This window comes from Pseudoalteromonas sp. GW168-MNA-CIBAN-0100, assembly GCF_040309225.1.
Taxonomy (GTDB): domain Bacteria; phylum Pseudomonadota; class Gammaproteobacteria; order Enterobacterales; family Alteromonadaceae; genus Pseudoalteromonas; species Pseudoalteromonas arctica.
The window spans coordinates 1-392 of sequence record NZ_JBEOOL010000185.1 but is presented as its reverse complement, the minus strand read 5'-3'; the positions used below and the strand labels follow the sequence as shown (position 1 = coordinate 392).

Below are 392 nucleotides of genomic sequence, written 5' to 3'. Positions count from 1 at the left end.
GTGCGTGCTTGAGGCTTGGCTGCTTAACTGATGCATTTGTGTGTGGGTGAATAATTACTTTGCACAAAGAAACTACGCTGTTCAGAGGAGGGATTGCCAAAGAGCTAACTTTATCTTCCTCCATTAATATGCATTAATTAGCACAAGCTTTGAATCATACTCTATAAAAGCTAGAAACCCGTCGAGTTTTCATCTGTTTTTTTATGTACAGCAGGTATTTTCACTTCTGAAAATACGTTTTTTAGTGCATTTGATGTCATTTCACTTTGAATTCTATCACAGTTTTTTTCAGCTTTAGTTTTCGTATTTCGAGGTATAAAATTAACCTTGTATTTTTTCAAACACTCAAATACTTTGTCATCATACGGATTATCAATTAGGCCCTTTAGGTA

At 34.7% G+C, this 392-nt stretch carries 1 pseudogene; it reads right to left on the bottom strand.

Going from position 1 to position 392, the window contains the following annotated elements:
• Positions 1–170: 170 nt before the first annotated feature.
• A pseudogene (locus AAEY62_RS20640) lies at positions 171–392 on the bottom strand (antiviral reverse transcriptase Drt4); the annotation flags it as partial.